Origin of the sequence: Nocardioides daeguensis, from assembly GCF_019192965.1 — a bacterium.
Taxonomy (GTDB): Bacteria; Actinomycetota; Actinomycetes; order Propionibacteriales; family Nocardioidaceae; genus Nocardioides; species Nocardioides daeguensis.
The window spans coordinates 142,817-155,447 of record NZ_JAHTKU010000003.1; the positions used below are offsets into that span (position 1 = coordinate 142,817).

The 12,631-nt window shown below is 74.1% G+C and carries 12 protein-coding genes; 7 read left to right on the forward strand and 5 right to left on the reverse strand.

The window, feature by feature from the left end:
- Positions 1-7 precede the first annotated feature (7 nt).
- From sigJ to KU893_RS02420, 3 genes are read right to left on the reverse strand one after another with little or no spacing between them, the layout of a single operon-like run.
- Positions 8-904, reverse strand: a complete 897-nt coding sequence (gene sigJ, locus KU893_RS02410) for an RNA polymerase sigma factor SigJ (RefSeq protein ID WP_257440933.1) — start codon at positions 902-904, stop codon at positions 8-10.
- On the reverse strand, positions 897-1,640 hold the full coding sequence (locus tag KU893_RS02415) for an SDR family oxidoreductase (protein WP_218232714.1): 744 nt from the start codon (positions 1,638-1,640) through the stop codon (positions 897-899). The genes sigJ and KU893_RS02415 overlap by 8 nt, the downstream gene beginning before the upstream one ends.
- Positions 1,641-1,675: 35 nt before the next feature.
- Positions 1,676-3,826 (reverse strand): DEAD/DEAH box helicase, encoded by a 2,151-nt coding sequence (locus KU893_RS02420; protein WP_257440930.1) that lies wholly within the window; start codon positions 3,824-3,826, stop codon positions 1,676-1,678.
- Positions 3,827-4,194: 368 nt separating this feature from the next.
- On the opposite strand from KU893_RS02420, the gene KU893_RS02425 reads away from it, so the two are divergent.
- Together KU893_RS02425 and KU893_RS02430 are read left to right on the forward strand one after the other, a co-directional pair.
- Entirely contained in the window at positions 4,195-4,785 is a 591-nt protein-coding gene (locus KU893_RS02425) for a hypothetical protein (RefSeq protein WP_218232715.1), read from the forward strand.
- A gap of 238 nt (positions 4,786-5,023) precedes the next feature.
- Positions 5,024-5,875, forward strand: coding sequence for an SDR family oxidoreductase (locus KU893_RS02430; protein ID WP_218232716.1), 852 nt, complete (start codon positions 5,024-5,026; stop codon positions 5,873-5,875).
- On the opposite strand, the gene KU893_RS02435 is transcribed toward KU893_RS02430, so the two are convergent.
- Positions 5,839-6,732 carry a LysR family transcriptional regulator gene (locus tag KU893_RS02435; RefSeq protein WP_218232717.1) on the reverse strand — a complete coding sequence of 298 codons (894 nt, stop codon included), beginning with the start codon at positions 6,730-6,732 and terminating at the stop codon, positions 5,839-5,841. The genes KU893_RS02430 and KU893_RS02435 overlap by 37 nt on opposite strands.
- Before the next feature lie 119 nt (positions 6,733-6,851).
- On the opposite strand from KU893_RS02435, the gene KU893_RS02440 reads away from it, so the two are divergent.
- The 4 genes from KU893_RS02440 (at position 6,852) to KU893_RS02455 (ending at position 10,949) form a co-directional block, all read left to right on the forward strand.
- Positions 6,852-7,925: a nuclear transport factor 2 family protein gene (locus tag KU893_RS02440; RefSeq protein ID WP_281426583.1), complete on the forward strand. Its 1,074-nt coding sequence runs from the start codon at positions 6,852-6,854 to the stop codon at positions 7,923-7,925.
- Positions 7,926-7,993: 68 nt separating this feature from the next.
- Positions 7,994-8,539: a PadR family transcriptional regulator gene (locus tag KU893_RS02445; protein ID WP_218232719.1), complete on the forward strand. Its 546-nt coding sequence runs from the start codon at positions 7,994-7,996 to the stop codon at positions 8,537-8,539.
- Positions 8,536-10,539, forward strand: coding sequence for an NADPH-dependent 2,4-dienoyl-CoA reductase (locus KU893_RS02450; RefSeq protein WP_218232720.1), 2,004 nt, complete (start codon positions 8,536-8,538; stop codon positions 10,537-10,539). The genes KU893_RS02445 and KU893_RS02450 overlap by 4 nt, the downstream gene beginning before the upstream one ends.
- A complete protein-coding gene (locus KU893_RS02455; RefSeq protein ID WP_257440922.1) occupies positions 10,536-10,949 on the forward strand; it encodes a nuclear transport factor 2 family protein in 414 nt (137 codons plus the stop codon). Before KU893_RS02450 ends, KU893_RS02455 begins: the two co-directional genes overlap by 4 nt.
- A gap of 98 nt (positions 10,950-11,047) precedes the next feature.
- Here the strand turns inward: KU893_RS02455 and KU893_RS02460 are convergent, their stop codons facing one another.
- A complete protein-coding gene (locus tag KU893_RS02460) occupies positions 11,048-11,527 on the reverse strand; it encodes an SRPBCC family protein (RefSeq protein WP_218232721.1) in 480 nt (159 codons plus the stop codon).
- 287 nt (positions 11,528-11,814) lie between these two features.
- On the opposite strand from KU893_RS02460, the gene KU893_RS02465 reads away from it, so the two are divergent.
- Positions 11,815-12,627, forward strand: coding sequence for an ATP-binding cassette domain-containing protein (locus KU893_RS02465; RefSeq protein WP_218232722.1), 813 nt, complete (start codon positions 11,815-11,817; stop codon positions 12,625-12,627).
- Positions 12,628-12,631 lie beyond the last annotated feature (4 nt).

Genomic DNA, 12,631 nt, shown 5'->3' on the forward strand with positions numbered 1-12,631 from the left:
ACCGGGCTCAGCGGTCCACGGCCGCCAGCTTGGCCGGCGCCCGCAGCAGGTCGACCCGGCACGCCCGGCCGCCGACCACCGTCAGCACCAGCAGCGAGGTCAGCACCCCGTCCTCGCGCAGTGCGAGCGCCGGGGCGCCGTTGGCCTCGACCAGCCCGACCTCCACGTCCCCGACGTACTTGGCGACCAGGCCCACCAGGAACCGCGCCACCCGGTCCGCACCACGGACCGGCCGGCGGGCGGCGCTGACGGCACCGCCGCCGTCGGAGGTGCAGACGACGTCAGGGTCGAGGACCTCCAGGAGCCCGGCGAGGTCGCCGCCGGCGGCCGCGGCGAGGAAACGGCCGAGGACCTCCTCGTGGGTGGTGCGGTCGACCTCGAAGCGCGCGGACTGGGCCGCGAGGTGGGTCCGGGCGCGCGAGGCCAGCTGGCGCACGGCCGCCGGGGTGCGGCCCACGACTCGCGCGACCTCGGGGAAGCCCATGCCGAAGACGTCGTGCAGCACCCAGGCGGTCCGCTCTGCAGGGGACAGCGACTCGAGGACCACGGCCAGCGCGTAGCTCACGGTCTCGTCGAGGGTGACCCGGTCGGCGGGATCCGCGCCCGTCCCGCCCTCGCTCACGAACGGCTCGGGCAGCCAGGGGCCGACGTACTCCTCGCGGCGGACGCGGGCCGAGCGCAGCACGTCGGTGGCGGCGCGGGCGACCGCGACGGTCAACCAGCCGGCGAGGTCGCGGACCGGTTCGCGGGCGTCCGCCTCGACCAGCCGGGTCCAGCAGTCGGCGACCACGTCCTCGGCCTCCGCGCGGCTGCCGAGGATGGCGTAGGCGACGCGGACCATCCGCGGGCGCAGGGCGTCGTACTCCCCCGCGAGCGCCTGGACCCGCGCGAGCGGGTCACCCACGCGCGAGCCAGTCGTCGAAGGTCACGCTGCCCAGCGTGGCACCCTCACCGGGCAGCAGGCCACCGGCCGCGACCTGGCGGCCCGCCCGGCCCGCCATCGGCACCGGTACGACGATCCGGCGGATCCCGCGCGCCCGGACCAGGTCGCGCACCATCCGCCCCATGTCCTCGGCTCGCGGACCGCCCAGGTCGGGCAGCCGCCCGGCGGGCTCGCCGCGCGCGGCCCTCACCAGGGCGGCGGCCACCTCGCGGGCCGCGACCGGCCGGGTCCGCATCCGCGGCGCCAACGCGAACGGGCGCGGGCTGCGGGCGGCCAGCTGCGCGGCGAACTCGTGGAACTGGGTGGCGCGCAACACCGACCACGGCACCGGACCGGCCGCGACCAGCTCCTCCTGGCGACGCTTGCCGAGGTAGTAGGGCAGGTCCACCCGGTCGCAGCCGACGATGGAGAGCGCGACGTGGTGGCGCACGCCGGCCGCGGCGCCCGCGGCCAGCAGGTGGCCGGTCGCCGCCTCGAAGAACGCGACCGACCTCCGCGCGCTCATCGTGTCGACGTTGCTGGCGTCGACCACGGCGTCGACGCCGTCCAGCGCCTGCGCCAGTCCCCCACCGGTGGTGAGGTCGATGCCCTGGGAGCGGGCGATGACGACCGGTGTCGCGCCGGTGCGTCGTACCTCCTCGACCACCATCGCGCCGACCAGTCCCGTTCCGCCTGCCACGGCGATCTTCGTCTCCATGCCAGGAGGACGAGACGGGTCGGCGGGGTGTGACATCAGTCCCCGCGGGCCTCCAGGGCGCCGGTGAGCAGCGCGACCAGGGCCTCGGTCTGCAGGTCGATGGCCCCGCCCCCGACCTCCTCGCCGGCACCGTCGAGGGCGCGGGCCGCGAGCCCGGCCTTCTTGTCGATCAGCTCGGCGATCCGGGTGTCGAGCGTCTGCGTGGCGATGACGCGCCAGGCGGTCACCGGCTCGGCCTGACCGATCCGGTGCACCCGGTCGATGGCCTGGGTCTGCTCGGCGTCGGTCCAGGAGAGCTCGGCGAGCACCAGGTTCGACGCGACCTGCAGGTTGAGGCCGACGCCGGCCGCGGTGAGCGAGCAGACCGCGACCTGGACGTCCGGGTCGTTGACGAAGGCGTCGATCTCCTTCTGCCGGGTGGTCGAGCTCTGGTCGCCACGGACCGAGCTGTACATGATGCCGCGCTCGGTGAAGGTCCGCTCGGCGGTGTCCATGACGTCGATGTGCTTGGCGAAGAACACCACCTTGCCGACGTTGCGGGCCAGCTGGGCGGTGTAGTCGGCCGCGAGACCGGCCTTGGCCTGGCCGATGCGGCGCATCATCGTGAAGACGTTCTCGCCGGTCTTGGTCGAGTTGTCCTCGCGCTCCCAGCCGGCGACCTGGCGGACCAGGCGGTGGTCGATGCCCTCGACCTCGGCCCCGGTACGGCGGGTGGCGATCGCGGCGTCGTACCGCTCGACCATGCGGCGGGCCAGCTCCTGCTCGGCCTTGCGGATGGAGCGGCCGGCCTCGCCCTCGAGCTCGACCGGGATGTCGGCGATCCGGCGGGCCGGGATGTCGGCGGCGACGTCGATCTTGCGGCGCCGGGCGATGCCCTGCTCGATGACGGCGCGGCGGGCGGCCGGGTAGAACGCCGGGTCGGCCGGGGTCAGCCCGGTCTCCTCCAGCGCCTCCATCAGCTCGCCCTGCGGCACGACGTTGTCGATCCAGCCGAGGAACTGCCAGATCGCCCGGAAGTCCTCGATGTCGTTGATCAGCGGGGTGCCGGTCAGGGCCATCATCAACGGCCGGGCGATCCGCGAGCGGATGCGGGAGGCGATCTCCAGCACGTTCTGCGAGCGCTGCGACGACTTGTTCTTGATGTAGTGCGCCTCGTCGACGATCATCCCGCGGAACCCGTGGTTGCCGAGCCAGCCGACGTGACGGTCGAGGATCTCGTAGTTGACGACGAACACGTCGGCGAAGCCGTCGGCATCGTCGCCGTCGCCGTGCAGCACGGTGGCGCGCCGGTTCGGCGTCCAGATCTCGACCTCGCGCGCCCAGTTGGTCTTGACCACGTTGGGCACCACGGCCAGCAGCGGGAACGCGCCCGCGGCCTCGGCGGCGAGCAGCGCCTGGGCGGTCTTGCCGAGACCCGGCTCGTCGGCGAGCAGGTAGGTCCGGTGCCCCTCGGCGGCCGAGGCGATGAGCTGGGCCTGGTGCTCCATCAGCTCGCGGCCCACCGGCGCGTGCCGGCCGGTGAGGGCGGTGAGCTGGTCCGCGTCGGGCAGCGGCATGCACGCCGGAGCGTCGGGCGCGGCGCGCTCGAAGGAGCGGAACAGCGGCTCGAGCAGCTCCCAGCCGGCCAGCCGCCGCGGCGGGACCTTGACCCGGGCGTGGGCGAAGTCGGGCGCGAGGAACGGGTGCGAGAGCTGGTAGGCCTGCACCGACAGCGGCGTGACCCGCTTCTCGGCGAGCGCCGCCAGCTCGGGGTCGACGACCACCGGCATCGGCTCGGGCTCCGGCTCGTCGACCCCGGCCTTGCGCAGCAGCTCGCGGCGCATCGCCTTGGCCGACTCCGACACCTCGGCGTTCTCGTCGAGCAGCGTGAACAGCGTGCTGTCGCGGGCCGCGGTCTGGGCCAGGATCGTCGCGATCCCGTCGAGCCGCTTGAGCTCCTCGCCCCGCCGGCTCTCGGAGAGACCGGGGTCGGACTTGACCCGCGCCCTCTCCTCGCGCGCCAGCAGCGCCACGACCTGGAACTTCGCGCGCACCTCCGGCATGGCCGAGCGCCGCGCGACCGCCGCCTCGACCTCGCGCACCGCGCGGGCGAGCTGGGGGATGATGCCGACTTCGTTGCGGCGCGTGCGCGCCGGCTGCGAGTTGCGGCGCTGCTGCGTCGCTCCCCGCTGGCCTCCTCGAGCCACAGGTGTCCTTCCAAGCGGCCGCCGCGATGCGACGACCCCGGTTCTTCGGCAGGTTCGACCGGCGGCTCGCGCTGCTGCGGGAGGGCGCCGATCGGCGTACGACACCGGGTTCCCGTCGGGAGGACGGCGTCCGGTGGTGGGTCCACCCTACCCCACCACCGGTCGGCCCGTGGGCAGCGTCACCCTGGGCGTGGTGGCACCGCACCCCATGCGGTCTGGTCGGCGATCCAGCCGGATGACGACCAGAACGCATGGGGTGCGGTTCGGACTCACAGGCTCCTCCCAGCATCGCCGCAGCCCGGACCCAGCAGCCGCCGGGAAGGTCGCCGCAGGCCCGCACCGAGCGGGCCACCCGAGAGGAGCACCCGATGAGCAAGTACCGCATCCGTGCCGCCGCCCTGCTGGCCGCCGGCGCCGTCGCCGGCGGCGTCACCGCCACCAGCCTGGCCGCGAACGCCGACGACACGACCGGCACTGCCAGCGCCACCGGCCAGACCACCGACCAGGCCACCGACCAGGCCACCGGCCAGGACGGGCGCCCCGGCCCGGGCGGCCCCGGCGGCCCCGGGCACGGGCCCGGCCTCGACGCCGCCGCTCTGGCCGAGGCCCTCGGGGTCGGCGAGGACCAGGTGCGCGACGCGCTCGTCGCGGTCCGCGACCAGCTCGCGCCCGACGACGCCACGAAGCCGGCCACGGGCGAGCGGCCGACGCCCCCGACCGAGGCCGAGCGGACCGAGCGGGAGGCCGCCCTCGCGAAGGCGCTCGCCGCCGAGCTCGGCCTCGGCGAGGCGAAGGTGAGCGCCGCCCTCGACGAGGTCCGCGCGGCCCACGAGGCCGAGCGCCGCCAGGACCTCTCCGATCGTCTCGACCAGGCGGTGACCGACGGCGACCTCACCGCCGGCGACCGCGCCTCGGTCCTCAAGGCGTACGACGCCGGCGTGCTCGGCGGCCCGCGCTAGGAGCCGGCTGAACAAGACGGGCGAGCGCGAGCGACGCCGGGTGCGTGCGGTCGCCAGAGCGGCGAGGACAGGCGTGGCGGGTCACCTCAACCGAGCCGAACGCAGCGAACGCTCCAGCCGGCGCCGCGCAGCCGCGCGGATCGTTCAGCAGGCTCCGAGGCACCTTCGGGGCGACGGCTCCCGGACAACAGGACGATCGCGCACCCACCCGAGTAGAACTCGTTCTAGTATCTCCGGCGTGGGTACCTACGCAGTCACCGGCGCCGCCTCCGGCATGGGCGCGGCCGTCGTCGACCGGTTGGTCGGCGACGGCCACACCGTCATCGGCGTCGACATCAAGGAGGCCGACGTCGTCGCGGACCTCTCCACCCCCGAGGGCCGGCGTACCGCGGCCACCGCCGTCCTCGACCGGGCCGGCGGCGTGCTCGACGGCGCGGTGCTCGCGGCCGGGCTCGGCCCGGCCCCGGGGCGCGACCGGGCGCGGCTGATCGCCGAGGTGAACTACCTCGGCGTCGTCGAGCTGCTCGAGGCGTGGCGTCCGGCGCTGGCCGCCGCCGAGCGGGCGAAGGTCGTCGTCTTCTCGAGCAACTCGACCACGACGATGCCGATGGTGCCCCGACGCGCCGTGCGCGCACTGCTCGACCGCGACGTCCCGAAGGCGCTCGGCTCGCTGCGGATGTTCGGGAAGATGGCGCCGTCGTTCGCGTACGGCGCCAGCAAGATCGCGGTCAGCCAGTGGGTCCGGCGCCAGGCGGTCACCCGGGAGTGGGCCGGGGCCGGCATCCGGCTCAACGCCATCGCGCCCGGCGCGATCCTCACCCCCCTGCTCGAGCAGCAGCTCGCCACGCCGGCCGAGGCGAAGCGGATCAACGCCTTCCCCGTCCCGATCGGCGGGTTCGGCGACCCCGGACAGCTGGCCGCGTGGGTGGTCTTCATGCTCTCCGACGCCGCCGACTTCCTGTGCGGCAGCGTGGTCTTCGTCGACGGCGGCTCCGACGCGTGGTTCCGCGCCGACGACTGGCCGCGCGCCGTACCGGCCGTGCGGCTGCGCCGCTACCTGGCGCGGATGAGGTCGTTCCGCGCGTACTGATCGACCAGCACCTCCACCAGGCGCACGGCGGCCGCCGGCGGGTCGGGGGGTCCCGCCGCGACGCTCGCGTAGAGCCGGCGCATCGGGCCGCCGGTGAGGCCGACCGCCACGACGTCGCGACGCAGCGCCGGCACCAGCAGACCGGGCACCAGCGCGACGGCGTGCCCCGCCGCGACGAGCGCGACCTTGCCCGCGAGGTCGGCGGCGGCCAGGTCGATCCGCGGCTCGAAGCCGGCCCGGGCGGCGGCGGCTCGCAGCAGCGCCGCCGAGCCGTCGTCGTCCTCGACCCAGGTCTCGGCCGCGAAGACGCCCAGGTCCGCCTCGTCCCGGCCGGCCGCGGGATGGCCCGTGGGGACCACCACGCACATCGGGTCCGCACCGAGCGCGTGGCGGACCAACCGGTCGTCGTCGGAGCGCCCCGGAGGCGCATCGGTGACGACGGCGACGTCGAGGCCGCCGGTCGCGACCAGCTCCTCGAGCTCGTCGGAGGACCCGGTGGCGAGCGACCACGGCGTCGCACCGAGCTCGCGAAGGGCCGTCGGCACCAGCCCGGCGACGGCCGACGGCGTGGCGCCGACGGCCAGCACCCGCTCGGCACCGCCCGCCTCGGCCGCGGCACGCAACGCCCGGTCGGCGGCGGACACCGCGGCCCGAGCGCGCTGGGCGAAGGCCTCCCCCGCTCGCGTCAGCGCGACGCCGCGCGGGCGCCGCTCGAGCAGGGGCTGCCCGACCTCCCGTTCGAGGGCGGCGACCTGGCGCGAGACCGCGGACTGGGTGTAGCCCAGCTCGGCCGCTGCGGCCGACAGCGAGCCGAGCCGGCACACGGCGAGGAAGGTCCGCCACGAGGTCAGCACCACGCCGGCATTCTATGCGTACCAGGCATGGCAGGCATGAGATATCTGCGCTTGTCGCAAGGCACGATCCGGCCGAGCATGAGCACATGGCTCGCCAGATCACCCTTCTCGGACTCGGCCGGATGGGCCGGGCCGTGGGGGGGCGGCGCCCCCCCCCCCCCCCCCCCCCCCCCCCCCGCGGCCCCCCCGCGGGCGGGGCCGCGCGCCCCCCGCGGGGCGCGGTCGCCTCCGCGGACGTCGTCGTGCTCTGCCTGTACGACGCCGCGGCCTGCGCCGCCGTGCTCGACGAGGTGGCCGGACACCTGCCCCCCGGTGCGGTCGTGGTGAACACCGCGACCGTCGGGCCACAGGAGGCCGCCACCCTCGCGCAGCAGGTGGCCACGACCGGCGCCCGGTACCTGCACGCGCCCGTGCTGGGCTCGACCAGCGCGGCCGCGTCGGGCGGGCTCACCGTGCTGGCCGGCGGCGACCCCGGCGGCGCCGCACCGGTGCTCGTCGACCTCGGCGACGTGCTGGCCTGCGGCGACGCCGCGCAGGCGGCGGCCGCCAAGCTGGTCGCCAACGGCGTGCTCGCCGGCGCCGCGCTGACCGTCCGCGACGGCCTCGTCCGGGCCGCGCGCCTCGACCTGCCCACGGACCTGGCCCTCGACGTGCTGGAGCGCACCGCGCTCGGCGCGCTGGTGCGGGCCAAGCGCGATCGGCTGGCGACGGGCTCGGCGGACCCGGGCGAGAGGCCCGGGGCCGACTTCACCGCCGCCGCCCTGGGCAAGGACGTCGCCCTCCTGGCCGCCGCGCTCGCTCCCACCGCCTCGGACGCCGACATCGCCGCCCTGATGACGCCCGCCGAGGCGGACCCCGCCGTGCTCGCGCCACTGCACGACTACGCGGCCGGGCACGCGACCGGAGACTCGTCGTACCACCGCCGGGCCTTCCTGCCCACCGCCCATGTCGAGGGCCTGCGCGAGGGGCGCTTCACGTCGTGGACACTCGAGGAGTACTGCGCCCTGTTCACCGGCTCCCCCGCCCCCGACGAGGCCGCCCGGTGGCGACGAGTCGACCAGGTCAGCGTCACCGGCACCACCGGCACCGCCACCATGACGCTCCACCACGGCCCGGACGTCTTCACCGACTCCTTCGTCCTGCTGCGGGTCGACGGTGCCTGGCGGATCGCGAACAAGACGTACCACCGCGCGTGACCGAGTCCACCTGCAACGAGTTGCGCAACTAGTTGCATAGCCCCGGGTGTTCGGGCATCCTGACGGGCATGGCCCTCGAGCACGCGATCCTCGTGTCGCTGAGCGAACGCGCCGCGTCCGGCTCCGACCTGGTGCGGCGCTTCGACGCGTCGATCGGCTTCTTCTGGTCCGCGACCCACCAGCAGATCTACCGGGTCCTGGGCCGGATGGAGGGCGACGGCTGGATCTCCTCCGAGTCCGTCGCCCAACCCGACCGCCCCACGAAGAAGGTCTACGCCGTCACCGACGCCGGACGCGCCGAGCTGGCCCGCTGGATCGCCGAGCCCACCACGCCCGACGCGATGCGCAGCAGCGTGAGCGTCAAGATGCGCGGGGCGTCGTACGGCGACCGCGCGGCGCTCCTCGACGACCTGCGCCGCCAGCTCGACGAGCACACCAAGCGGCACTCCCTCTACGAGTTCCTGGCCGCCCGCGACTTCCCCGACCCCGGCGCGCTCACCGACGCCGACCTCGACATCTACCTCGTGCTGCGCGGCGGCCTCCTGATGGAGGAGTTCTGGATCCGCTGGCTGACCGAGTACCTCGACGCCCACACCCGCAAGGAGTCCCGATGACCGCCTACCCCCTCCTCACCACCCCCGCCACGGTCGGCGGGCTGGAGCTCCAGTCCCGGGCGGTGATGGGCTCGATGCACACCGGGCTCGAGGACCGGCCGTGGCACATCGACGAGCTGGCGGCGTACTTCGCCGAGCGCGCGGCGGGCGGCGTCGGCCTGATCGTCACCGGCGGCTACTCCCCCAACGTGCGCGGCTGGCTGCTGCCGTTCGGCTCGCAGATGACCACCCGCCTCAACGCGCACCGCCACCAGCGGGTCACCGAGGCGGTCCACGCCAACGGCGGGAAGATCGCGCTGCAGCTGCTGCACGCCGGCCGCTACGGCTACACGCCGTTCAGCGTCTCGGCGAGCGCGACCAAGTCGCCGATCACCCCGTTCAAGGCCTCCGCCCTGTCGGGGCGCGCGGTCGAGAGGACCATCGACGACTTCGTCGCCTCCGCCAAGCTCGCCCGCAAGGCCGGGTACGACGGCATCGAGGTGATGGGCTCCGAGGGGTACCTGATCAACCAGTTCCTGGCGGCACGCACCAACCGTCGTACCGACAAGTGGGGCGGCTCGGCCGAGAACCGGATGCGCTTCCCGGTCGAGATCGTGCGCCGGATCCGGCAGGAGCTGCCGGACTTCTTCGTCATGTACCGGATGTCGCTGCTCGACCTCGTCCCCGACGGCCAGACCTGGGCCGAGACCGTCGAGCTGGCGCACCGGCTCGAGGAGGCCGGCGCCAGCGTCTTCAACACCGGCATCGGCTGGCACGAGGCACGGGTCCCCACCATCGTCACCAGCGTCCCGCGCGGCGCCTGGGTCGACAGCACGCTGCGGCTCAAGGAGGTCGTGTCGATCCCGGTGTGCGCGAGCAACCGGATCAACACCCCCGACGTGGCGGAGTCCGTGCTGGAGCAGGGCGTCGACCTGGTCTCGATGGCCCGTCCGTTCCTCGCCGACGCCGACCTCGTCGCGAAGGCCCGTGACGGTCGCGCCGACGAGATCAACACCTGCATCGGCTGCAACCAGGCGTGCCTCGACCACACCTTCCAGGCCAAGCGGGCCTCCTGCCTGGTCAACCCGCGCGCCTGCCACGAGACCACCCTGGTGCTCAGCCCCACCCGCCGCGCCCAGCGGGTCGCGATCGTCGGCGGCGGCCCCGCCGGCCTGGCGACCGCGGTCAGCGCCGCCGAGCGCGGCCACGACGTCACGCTCTTCGAGGCCGCCGACGAGCTGGGCGGCCAGTTCCGACTGGCCATGCAGATCCCCGGCAAGGAGGAGTTCGCCGAGACCCTGCGCTACTACCGCCGCCGGATGGAGGTGCTCGGCGTCAACGTGAAGCTGGCGACCCGGGCGACCCCCGACCTGCTTGCCGGGTACGACGAGGTCGTGGTCGCCACCGGCGTCGCGCCGCGCACCCCGACCATCCCCGGCATCGACCACGCCAAGGTCGTCTCCTACCCCGACGCGATCACCGGCCGCGTTCCTGTGGGCGCCCGGGTGGCGGTCATCGGGGCGGGCGGCATCGGCTTCGACGTGTCCGAGCTGCTGGCGCACACGCCCGAGACCGTCGAGGAGTGGAAGGCGCACTGGGGGGTGGCCGACCCGGCCGTCGTCCGCGGGGGCGTGACGGACAAGGCGCCCCGCATCCCGGCCCGTGAGGTGTGGCTGCTGCAGCGCAAGGAGTCGGCCCAGGGCAAGGGCCTCGGCAAGACGTCGGGCTGGGTGCACCGCGCCGCCGTCAAGGACCTCGGCGTGCACCAGCTCAGCGGCGTCACCTACGAGCGCATCGACGACCAGGGCCTGCACATCTCGGTCGAGGGGCGCCCGCAGGTGCTCGACGTCGACCACGTCGTGGTGTGCGCCGGACAGGAGTCGGTCCGCGGCCTGTACGACGACCTGCTTGCCTCGTCCTTCCCCGGCCGCGTCCACCTGATCGGCGGCGCCGACGTCGCGGCCGAGCTCGACGCCAAGCGCGCCATCAAGCAGGGCACCGAGCTGGCGGCGGCGCTGTGAGCGCCCCGGCGAGCGACGGATCCGCGTTCCGGGCCGCCGTCGAGGCCCGCGACATCGCGGCGATGCGGGCCTGCCTGGCCGAGGACGTCGTGTTCCGCAGCCCGGTCGCCCACAAGCCCTACGCGGGCAAGGCGATCACCGGCGCCATCCTGGCGAACGTGATCGAGGTCTTCGAGGACTTCCGCTACGTCCGCGAGCTCGAGGACACCACCGGGCACGCCCTCGTCTTCGAGGCGACGGTCGACGGCCTCGAGCTCACCGGCTGCGACTTCCTCGTCCTCGACGACGACGGCCTGATCAGCGACTTCATGGTGATGGTCCGCCCGCTCAGGGCCGCCCAGGCCCTGGCCGAGCAGATGGGCGCCCGGTTCGACCGGATCGTCGCCCTGGCCGAGTCGGACGCGACATAACGCGAGCCTGGACGACAGAACTGGCGCTGGGACGAGGAAGTTTCCTCGTCCCAGCGTGAGTTTCACCGGCCGGCCGGCGAATCTGTCCTCGGCTGCCCTCACAAAGCCGGGTTGTCGGCGTCCCCGGGCCTCACGTCGCCGCGCCAGCCACCGGTCTCGGCGCCGCGGGACTCGATGAAGTCCTTGAAGCGCACCAGGTCGCCCTCGGCGCGGCGGTCGACGATCTGCAACGCGTCGCCCGCCTTCTCGACGATCCCCTCGGGCTCGAACTCCATCCGCAGCGTGACCCGGGTCGAATGACCGAGCTCGCCCGGCGCGAAGGACACGGTGCCGTCGTTCTTCGTCCCACCGAGGGCACGCCAGGTGATCCTCTCGTCGGGGGTCTGGTCGACGATCTCGGCGTCCCACTCGCGGCGCACGCCGGCGATGTCGGCGCGCCAGTGCAGGTGCGTGTCGTCGAGCTGGCGGACCTCCTCGACGCCCTCCATGAAGGACGGGAAGGTCTCGAACTGGGTCCACTGGTCGTAGGCCGTGCGGACGGGAACGTCGACGACGACGGACTTCTCGATCGTGCTCATGCTTCGTGCTCCTCTCGTCGGTTCACCCGGGCAGTACCCGAGTCCGTCCGAGCGGAACCGGGCTGATCGAGAGGACCGAGAAGATCGAGCAGACCGGCGATCCGGCGTGACATAACGCGAACCTGGACGACGAAACTGGCGCTGGGACGAGGAAGTTTCCTCGTCCCAGCGCCAGTTTCACCGGCCGGCCGGTGAAACTCCCTCACCGCCCCGCCTGTCACGGTGCCCCGACCCTGCTGGCGCAAAGCTCGTGCCCCTTGTCCCCGCCGCACCGTAGGGTTCCCCGCATGGGGATCGAGTTCCGGGACGTCGGCAAGACCTACCCCGACGGCACCGTCGCGGTGACCGGCTTCTCGTGCACCGTCCCCTCCCACCGCACCCTCGCCCTCGTCGGCACGTCCGGGTCCGGGAAGACCACGCTGATGCGGATGGTCAACCGGATGGTCGAGCCGACGACGGGTTCGGTGCTCATCGACGGGCGCGACGTGCGCGAGCTCGACAAGGTCGCCCTGCGCCGCTCGATCGGCTACGTGCCCCAGGCCGGCGGACTGCTCCCCCACCGGCGGGTGGTCGACAACGTGGCGACGGTCCCGGTCCTGACCGGTACGCCGAGGCGCGCGGCCCGCGACGCCGCGCTGGCCCTGCTCGAGCGGGTCGGCATCGATCCCGCGCTCGGCAGGCGCTACCCCGCGCAGCTCTCCGGTGGCCAGCAGCAGCGGGTGGCGGTGGCTCGGGCGCTCGCCGCGGAGCCCAACATCCTGCTCATGGACGAGCCGTTCGGGGCGGTGGACCCGATCGTGCGCCGCGGCCTGCAGGACCAGCTGCTGCAGCTGCAGGCCGAGCTGGGCAAGACCATCGTGCTGGTCACCCACGACATCGACGAGGCCTTCCGGCTCGGTGACGAGGTGGTGATCCTGCGCACCGGCGGGATCGTCGCGCAGACCGGGACGCCCAAGGAGATCGTGGCCGCGCCGGCCGACGAGTTCGTGCGCGACTTCATCGGCGCCGACCGCGCCGAGCGGGCGCTGCGCACCGTCGACGTCGACGGCCGCAGCGTCGTGGTCGACGGCGACGGCCGACCGGTCGGGGTGCTGGAGTGATCAC

Excerpts from the sequence above, each read along its gene's own strand:
- KU893_RS02460 (WP_218232721.1), bottom strand. The coding sequence starts at position 11,527 with ATGAGCACGATCGAGAAGTCCGTCGTCGTCGACGTTCCCGTCCGCACG.
- KU893_RS02445 (WP_218232719.1), top strand. The coding sequence starts at position 7,994 with ATGGCCCTCGAGCACGCGATCCTCGTGTCGCTGAGCGAACGCGCCGCG.
- KU893_RS02440 (WP_281426583.1), top strand. The coding sequence starts at position 6,852 with ATGGGCCGGGCCGTGGGGGGGCGGCGCCCCCCCCCCCCCCCCCCCCCC.
- KU893_RS02415 (WP_218232714.1), bottom strand. The coding sequence starts at position 1,640 with ATGGAGACGAAGATCGCCGTGGCAGGCGGAACGGGACTGGTCGGCGCG.
- KU893_RS02465 (WP_218232722.1), top strand. The coding sequence starts at position 11,815 with ATGGGGATCGAGTTCCGGGACGTCGGCAAGACCTACCCCGACGGCACC.
- KU893_RS02425 (WP_218232715.1), top strand. The coding sequence starts at position 4,195 with ATGAGCAAGTACCGCATCCGTGCCGCCGCCCTGCTGGCCGCCGGCGCC.
- KU893_RS02450 (WP_218232720.1), top strand. The coding sequence starts at position 8,536 with ATGACCGCCTACCCCCTCCTCACCACCCCCGCCACGGTCGGCGGGCTG.